The sequence below is a fragment of the Pseudalkalibacillus salsuginis genome (assembly GCF_021646685.1).
In the GTDB taxonomy this organism is placed as follows: domain Bacteria; phylum Bacillota; class Bacilli; order Bacillales; family Fictibacillaceae; genus Pseudalkalibacillus; species Pseudalkalibacillus salsuginis.
On sequence record NZ_JAKJHW010000003.1, the window covers coordinates 521471 to 530071 of the forward strand.

General features: G+C 40.8%; 9 protein-coding genes. All 9 read left to right on the plus strand.

Annotated features, from left to right (window positions below; all coding sequences use genetic code 11):
• Positions 1 to 8: 8 nt before the first annotated feature.
• Positions 9 to 830 carry a MetQ/NlpA family ABC transporter substrate-binding protein gene (locus L1611_RS11790; RefSeq protein ID WP_236313272.1) on the plus strand — a complete coding sequence of 274 codons (822 nt, stop codon included), beginning with the start codon at positions 9 to 11 and terminating at the stop codon, positions 828 to 830.
• 498 nt (positions 831 to 1328) lie between these two features.
• A complete protein-coding gene (locus tag L1611_RS11795; RefSeq protein ID WP_322972547.1) occupies positions 1329 to 1712 on the plus strand; it encodes a carboxymuconolactone decarboxylase family protein in 384 nt (127 codons plus the stop codon).
• Positions 1713 to 1957: 245 nt separating this feature from the next.
• Positions 1958 to 2101 (plus strand): YuzK family famiily protein, encoded by a 144-nt coding sequence (locus tag L1611_RS21015; RefSeq protein WP_225065961.1) that lies wholly within the window; start codon positions 1958 to 1960, stop codon positions 2099 to 2101.
• Between the two features lie 319 nt (positions 2102 to 2420).
• Entirely contained in the window at positions 2421 to 3209 is a 789-nt protein-coding gene (sufC, locus tag L1611_RS11800; RefSeq protein ID WP_225065865.1) for a Fe-S cluster assembly ATPase SufC, read from the plus strand.
• Between the two features lie 19 nt (positions 3210 to 3228).
• Positions 3229 to 4548 (plus strand): Fe-S cluster assembly protein SufD, encoded by a 1320-nt coding sequence (gene sufD, locus L1611_RS11805; protein WP_236313273.1) that lies wholly within the window; start codon positions 3229 to 3231, stop codon positions 4546 to 4548.
• Complete coding sequence (locus L1611_RS11810; RefSeq protein ID WP_236313274.1) at positions 4545 to 5765, plus strand: cysteine desulfurase; 1221 nt, start codon at positions 4545 to 4547, stop codon at positions 5763 to 5765. The genes sufD and L1611_RS11810 overlap by 4 nt, the downstream gene beginning before the upstream one ends.
• Complete coding sequence (sufU, locus tag L1611_RS11815; protein WP_225065862.1) at positions 5755 to 6192, plus strand: Fe-S cluster assembly sulfur transfer protein SufU; 438 nt, start codon at positions 5755 to 5757, stop codon at positions 6190 to 6192. Before L1611_RS11810 ends, sufU begins: the two co-directional genes overlap by 11 nt.
• 108 nt (positions 6193 to 6300) lie before the next feature.
• Positions 6301 to 7698: a Fe-S cluster assembly protein SufB gene (gene sufB / locus L1611_RS11820; RefSeq protein ID WP_236313275.1), complete on the plus strand. Its 1398-nt coding sequence runs from the start codon at positions 6301 to 6303 to the stop codon at positions 7696 to 7698.
• Positions 7699 to 8089: 391 nt separating this feature from the next.
• On the plus strand, positions 8090 to 8428 hold the full coding sequence (locus L1611_RS11825; RefSeq protein ID WP_236313303.1) for an Imm8 family immunity protein: 339 nt from the start codon (positions 8090 to 8092) through the stop codon (positions 8426 to 8428).
• The last annotated feature ends 173 nt before the right edge of the window (positions 8429 to 8601 follow it).

Here is an 8601-nt window from a genome sequence, read left to right on the forward strand (position 1 = left end):
AATACATCATGAAAAGAATCATTATACTTTTAACAACTGTCTTCATCATTTCTGTACTAGCTGCATGCGGTAATAGCAATTCTGGCGGAGATGAGAAGGAACTTGTGGTAGGAGCTTCAAACGTGCCACATGCTGAAATCTTGGAAGAAGCTGAGCCATTACTTGAGGAAAAAGGAATCAAACTTGAAATTGAAAAGCTGCAGGACTACGTCACACCTAACAAAATGCTGGCTGCAGGAGAATTGGATGCGAACTTCTTCCAGCACGTACCTTACATGGAAACTCAAATGAAAGATAACAAAAGCTATGATTTTGAAAATGCTGGGGGAGTCCACATTGAACCGATGGGTGTCTATTCCCAAAATTATAAAAGCTTAGACGATCTCCCTAAAAAGGGAACGATCATCATGAGTAACTCTGTCGGTGAACACGGTCGTATTCTTAGCTTGCTTGAAAAAGAAGGCCTGATCAAGTTGAAAGAAGGCGTAGATAAAACGGAAGCTACAGTCAAAGACATCTCTGAAAATCCGAAAGAAATCAATTTTAAAACAGATGTAGAGGCAGGATTACTTCCGAATATCTATAAAAACGGAGAAGGCGATGCAGTCGTCATCAACACCAACTATGCGATCGATGCAGGTCTGGATCCAAAGAAGGATGCCATCGCTCTTGAAGGATCCGATTCAGAATATGTGAACATCATAGCTGTCAATAAAGGCCATAAAGACGATAAGGCGATCAAAACACTTGTTGAAGTCCTTCAGTCTAAAGAAATCCAGGACTTCATCAATGAAGAATACAATGGTGCAGTCGTTCCAGTAAAAGAATAAATGTTTAATCAGGGTGCTGACTATGTCGGCACTCTTTTTTGTGCCAGATATTAAGAAGCACTGTCAGCTCTTGTTGTGAAAATTCGCGAAAAAGCGAAATGAATAAAGGTGCAATAACACAAAAAGTGGCGCAATTATTAGTGAAACGTTCAATCAACTTCGTTTTGATGCAATCACTTTAGGGAAGCGTGCAATTATTTTTATTTTGGTGCAATTGTTTTGCGAAAGCGCGCAATTAACATTGAAAATCGTGCAATAAAGACGATTTGCTAAGTACTGATTTGTTGTGCAGATGCCGGGCCTCATACCAACTGTGCAAAATGACAGAAAACGGAACTTGTGATGATAATTTTTCCTTGAAAATCACTCAGTAAGTATTAAAAAACACATTTTTCCGAACGTCCACTGAGTTTGAGCAAAACAGATTTGTGTGGATATCTTTAGGACAGAAGAATCATACTATCTAATGATGATTTTATCGTATGAGGAGTGATCTAATTGAATCAGAAGGAAATTCCGCAAGAACAACCAGGCAGCCCTACAGAAGCAGCCTTATTGGATTACAAACATGGTTTAGGAATTTTCACCGAAAAGATGCCGGACCTTGCAAGAAAATACAATGCGTTTACAGAATCTTGTTTCAAAGCTGGGAAGCTGGGCAAAAAAGAAAAGCAATTGATAGCGCTAGGAATCAGTATCTACTCCCAGGATGAATACTGCATCATCTACCATACAAAGGGATGCCTTGATCAAGGTTGTTCTGAATCTGAAATTTTAGAAACAGTTGGTGTATGTGCAGCTTTCGGCGGTGGTGCAGCTATGAGCCAGTCTGTCACACTTGTCCAGGAAGCGATGACCGATTTGAAACAAATGAAACATTAAAAGCCAGATTTCTCAGGATATGGAGAAAATGAGATATATGGAGTGGATATATATCAATTTGGCTTCTAATGTAATATCATCCCATTTCAAAGTGATATAGGAGTAATAATCAATCCATATCATATTTGGCGTTTTTGTCTCATATTGATAGGGTATAAAGTGTAGTGAAAATTTTAAAAACTTGAAAGGATTGATTCATTATCCAACCTATTGACACGAACCATACTGGTGAAATGGAAAAAGCGATGCACCAGGCCCATGGTATAGGCTATGCGGAGTATGATCGTAGTCTAGAAAAACGTCTAAAAATCGAGAACAAGCGAGAGTTGGAGTACAAGGAAAGCCAACAAATGCTCAACGAATTTACGGGTAAAGTCAATAAGTCTTAATGAACAACAATCAAGAATTATTGTAATGGGAAGATAAACGCGTATATAACAAGGACCTTATCGAATACTGATAAGGTCCTTTTCATTGGACTGGAAAACCGTTGTGGGTTGATTTGGATTTCAATAAGAGCTTATTATTCTCAATTAGCATTTGGAATTACTTATATTTTCTATATAAATATTGAGAATTATTTTAATTTGTTATAAAATTAGAATGATACTAAATTATATAAATCACGATTATTTCATTTTCTCTTGTTTTTCGTTACAATGTAAAATGGAGTAGTGATAAGAAATATGAAATTGGAGGGTTATAGTCATGACTGCACCAAATTTAAAGATCGAGAATCTACACGTTTCTATTGAAGGAAAAGAGATCATCAAAGGCCTCAGCCTTGAGATAAACGGTGGAGAAATACATGCAGTAATGGGTCCGAACGGAACAGGTAAATCAACTCTTGCGTCTGCCTTGATGGGCCATCCGAAATACGTAATCACTGAAGGGTCAGTCACCCTTGACGGAGAAAACGTCCTTGAGATGGAAGTTGATGAGCGAGCAAAGGCAGGTCTATTCCTTGCCATGCAATATCCAAGTGAAATCAGTGGTGTAACGAATGCTGACTTCTTGCGTTCCTCAATCAACGCTCGTCGTGAAGAAGGAAAAGAAATTTCATTGATGAAGTTCATCCGCAAGATGGACAGTAAAATGGAGCTTCTCGATATGGATGAATCTTTCTCACAACGTTACCTGAACGAAGGATTTTCTGGTGGTGAGAAAAAGCGTAACGAAATTCTTCAATTATTAATGTTGGAGCCGAAAATTGCAATCCTTGACGAAATTGACTCTGGTCTTGATATCGATGCCCTGAAGGTTGTTTCTAAGGGTGTAAATGATATGCGCAACCCAGAATTCGGCGGACTGATCATTACGCACTACCAACGGTTGTTGAACTACATCACACCAGATAAAGTTCACGTCATTATGCAGGGTCGCATCGTGAAATCCGGCGGGCCTGAACTTGCACAACGCTTAGAAGCAGAAGGTTATGATTGGATTAAAGATGAACTAGGAATTGAAGACGAAACTGTCCAAGCAGAACAAGCATAGGCTTTGAAGGAGGATTTATATGTCAGTGGAGATGAACGATACGAAGATTGCCTTCGATCAATCATATGTAAGTAACTTTTCCAACCAACGAAATGAACCAGAATGGCTGAAAAACCTTCGTCTTCGTGGATTGGAACTGGCTGAAAGCCTACCGATGCCGAAGCCGGAGAAGACTAAAATCGATAACTGGAATTTCACAAAATTCCAACATGAAGTAAAGGCTGCTGAAATTGAGAAAGCAGATGATCTGCCTGATTATATTTTAAAACTGGTTGGGAAAGAGGAACGCACGGATAACTTTATCGTCCAACGAAATTCGACTCCTGCTTACCTGCAGGTTTCACAGGATTTGAAAGACAAAGGGGTCATTTTCACAGATATCGCTACAGCAATCCGCGAACATAGCGATTTGGTTGAAAAGTACTTCATGAACAAAGTCGTGAAAGCCGATGAACATCGGTTGACGGCTCTGCATGCTGCATTGCTTAACGGTGGAGTCTTCCTCTACGTTCCGAAAAACGTCGAAATCGAAGCGCCATTACAGTCTGTATTCTGGCAAGAAGATGCGGAAGCATCCCTGTTCAATCATGTTTTGATCATTGCAGAGGATAACAGCTCTGTCACATATGTTGAAAACTATCTTTCTCATGGAACAGAAGAAGAATCCGTAGCAAATATCGTGGCTGAAGTTTATGCTGGGCCAAACGCACGTGTACAGTTCGGTGCAGTCGATAACTTTGCCAAAGGAATGACAACTTATGTGAACCGTCGAGGACACGTCGAGCGTGATGGCAAAATCGAGTGGTCGCTTGGCCAGATGAACGATGGCAATACGATTTCAGATAATACGACAAATCTAGTCGGTGACGGTTCTTATGCAGATACAAAAACAGTATCCATCGGACGCGGAGATCAAAAGCAAAACTTCGTAATCCGTGTAAACCAATGGGGTAAACAATCAGATGCTCAACTTCTTGCACACGCAGTCATGAAGGACAGTGCCAGCTCCATTTTCAACGGAATCGCCAAGATTGAACATGGTGCAACAAAAGCGAACAGCGAGCAGACTGAACGTGTTCTTATGCTTAGTGAAAAAGCCCGTGGGGATGCAAACCCTATCCTTCTCATCGATGAAGATGATGTAACAGCGGGGCATGCAGCTTCCGTTGGACGGATGGATCCGGTTCAAATGTTTTACTTGATGAGCCGGGGTATCTCCAAGCAAGAAGCAGAACGCCTTGTCATCCACGGATTTCTGGCCCCTGTCGTCAATGAGCTTCCTATCGAGGGTGTCAAAAAGATGTTGACAGAGGTAATCGAAGGGAAAGTTACCAAATGATTTCCAAAGAGATTCGCAAACAGTTCCCTATTCTTGATCAAGAAGTAAATGGGAAGCCACTCGTCTACCTGGATAGCGCAGCGACATCTCAAAAACCGATTTCGGTGATTGAAACCCTCGATCATTATTATAAGAACGATAATTCAAACGTGCACCGTGGTGTTCATACGTTAGGGACACGTGCTACTGACAGTTATGAAGGAGCTCGTGAAAAAGTCCGCCATTTCATCAACGCTTCCTCTATGGAAGAAGTGATATTCCTCCGCGGTACGACCACTGCAATCAATACGATTGCTTCAAGCTATGGGAGGGCGAATGTGGGGGAAGACGACGAAATTGTCATTACTCCCATGGAGCACCACAGCAACATCATTCCATGGCAGCAGCTTGCAAAACAGACTGGTGCGAAGTTAAAATATATTCCTCTTCAAGAGGACGGGACAATTGATTTAAGTGATGTAGAAAATACAATTACAGAACATACTAAAATTGTATCGATCATGCACGTTTCAAATGTTCTTGGTACGATCAATCCGATCAAGGAAATTGCCAAGATTGCACACAAGAATGGGGCTGTCATGGTTGTGGACGGAGCACAGGCAGCACCGCACATGCATGTGGATGTCCGTGATCTAGACTGTGATTTCTATGCTTTCTCTGCCCATAAAATGTGTGGGCCGACCGGGATCGGGGTAATGTATGGTAAAAAGAAGCTTTTAGAAAACATGGAACCGGCAGAATTCGGTGGAGAAATGATCGACTTTGTCGGTTTGTATGAATCCACTTGGAAGGACCTCCCATGGAAGTTCGAAGGTGGAACACCAATCATCGCAGGAGCTATCGGTCTAGGTGCTGCGATCGATTTCTTAGAGCAAATCGGCCGGGATGAGATCGAGAAAATCGAACATGAACTTGTTGAATATGCGATGGAACGTATGTCAGCAGTTGAAGGCTTGAAGATCTTCGGACCGGAAAAACGAGCAGGACTGGTTACATTCAACATTGATGATGTGCATCCTCATGACGTAGCTACAGTACTGGATGCTGAAGGAATCGCTGTGCGTGCTGGCCACCATTGTGCGCAGCCATTGATGAAATGGTTGGATGTGACAGCAACGGCCAGAGCCAGTTTTTATATTTATAATACGAAAGAGGATGTAGACGCATTGATCGATGGACTAAAGACGACAAAGGAGTATTTTGGTCATGTCTTCTAATTTGGATCAACTATATCGACAGGTCATCATGGACCATTATAAGAACCCCCGTAACAGAGGGGAGCTTGATGGGGCACTGACCTTCAACTTGAATAACCCGACATGCGGAGACCGGATCAAAGTGTCTATGGAAATCGAAGATGGGAAAATCAAAGAAGCCAAATTCGAAGGAGAAGGCTGTTCAATCAGTCTCGCTTCAGCATCTATGATGACCGAAACCATCAAAGGCCTTCCAGTGGAAGATGCCCTTAAGCTTTCCAACATCTTTTCGGAAATGATGCTGGGAAAAGAATATGATGAAGGTGACCTGGATCTTGGAGATTTAGAGGCCCTTCAAGGTGTTTCGAAGTTCCCGGCACGTATCAAATGTGCAACCCTTGCATGGAAAGCATTGGAGAAGGGAGTCAACCAAAAAGAAGAGGAATAATTTCTTCTTGGTTGTCAGATACACTTATCCGATTTACAATAGTAGTATAGACTAATTAGACACTGGTTTCGGTTTATTGTGTGGTATCCTTTAAGGAGGGATTAAACGATGGCTAAAAAAATGCCAGAGATCGGCGAATATAAATACGGTTTTAGAGATAAGGACGTCTCGATCTTCAGATCCAAGCGCGGTTTGACAAAGGAAATTGTCGAAGAGATTTCGCGAATGAAAAACGAGCCTAAATGGATGCTTGATTTCCGTTTAAAATCATTAGAACATTTCTATAGCATGCCAATGCCTCAATGGGGGGGCAATCTGAAAGAATTGAACTTCGATGACATTACGTATTACGTAAAACCATCGGAAAAGTCCGAGCGTTCATGGGATGAAGTACCAGAAGAGATCAAGCGTACGTTTGATAAGCTCGGTATTCCAGAAGCGGAGCAAAAATATCTGGCTGGTGTATCTGCCCAATATGAATCTGAAGTTGTTTATCACAACATGCAGGAAGATCTTGAAAATATGGGGATCATCTTTAAGGATACAGATACAGCACTTAAAGAAAATGAAGACATTTTTAAAGAGTACTTTGGGAAGACAATACCGCCGACTGACAACAAATTCGCAGCGTTGAATTCTGCAGTCTGGTCCGGTGGCTCGTTCATCTATGTCCCTAAAGGAATCAAGTGTGATACGCCATTGCAAGCGTACTTCCGTATCAACTCTGAAAACATGGGGCAATTTGAACGTACGTTGATCATTGCCGACGAAGATTCTTCTGTACATTATGTAGAAGGTTGTACAGCACCTGTTTACACAACAAACTCACTTCACAGTGCAGTTGTTGAAATCGTCGTCAAGAAAAACGCGAATTGCCGTTATACGACGATCCAAAACTGGGCGAACAACGTGTTCAACCTTGTAACGAAGCGTGCGGTTGCAGAAGAAAACGCAACAATGGAATGGATTGATGGTAACATCGGATCCAAGTTGACGATGAAATATCCAGCTGTCATTTTAAAAGGTGAAGGCGCTCGCGGTATGACCTTGTCGATTGCCCTTGCTGGTAAAGGACAGCACCAGGACGCTGGAGCGAAGATGATCCATCTGGCTCCAAACACATCCTCAACGATCGTTTCCAAGTCCATTTCTAAAGGTGGAGGTAAGGTAACGTATCGTGGTATCGTACACTTTGGGCGTAAAGCTACTGGTGCACGTGCGAATGTTGAGTGTGACACATTGATCATGGATAACGAGTCAACTTCTGATACAATTCCATACAATGAGATTCTGAACGAAAACATTTCACTCGAGCACGAGGCGAAAGTTTCGAAAGTATCTGAAGAGCAACTCTTCTATCTAATGAGCCGTGGAATCTCAGAAGAAGAAGCGACTGAAATGATTGTAATGGGCTTCATCGAACCATTCACAAAAGAACTTCCAATGGAATATGCAGTCGAAATGAACAGACTGATCAAGTTCGAGATGGAAGGTTCAATCGGATAACATCCAATAACCCTTGGTATAACAGCGTTTATACCAAGGGGTATTTTTGTGAATTTTGCTTCGTGCCAAATTTGTGCCAACTCAGATTCATTTTTATTAAGACGGACTCTTTGTTCGTCTTTTTAATGCAGTACAAAGATATAAGAAAAACTCATTACTTATATACAAAGAATCATACTGCTAAGTGAAAAAGGGTTTTGAAGGGTGTATTGAATTTCTATATTGTCCAGAAAAGGGCCAGATAATTGAATAACACTTAGCAATTAAATTGGATATTTATGTTAAAATAATTAGAGATTGTGAAGGATTGTACTTAAAGTAACGAAGCAGTTTAGTTTAATAAGATATGATAAAATTCAAACCATAAATTGGCTGTAAGTGGGTGAAGAAAATGATAATACCTTCCTTAAAAGACATACATATATTGTATGATGAATGGGGAGAAGAACCCGATGATTTTTATGTTTGTTTAGAGGCATATATTGGTGAAGAAGATAAAGAAGGTTCAGAGGTGTTTAGGTTTCATATTATTAGTCCGAAAAGAATGGTGAAGCACTCGAAAGATACACTTGAAATAGAAGTTGGAAGAGGATACTTAATTGCCAGTGATTATAGCCTTCCAAGAATAAAAAGTAAAATTAAACAACTTCTTACCAATTGCAAAAGAAAAAACTGGGATGAAACCATTAGTGCAATAAGTAGATATGGTATATGGGAAAATGAAAGTTAAAAATCTTACTTCACTAACGGGTGCTTATGTTTAAGAAGAGGGTGCTACGGCGATCCATTTTTTCTTATTAAACGATACCAGCTAATAGAAGGTCAAGAGGTTGGGCTAAAAAAGATGAAAAAGTCATGTTACAATAAAAATGGACATACCAAATAAGCTTCAAACGTAGTTGC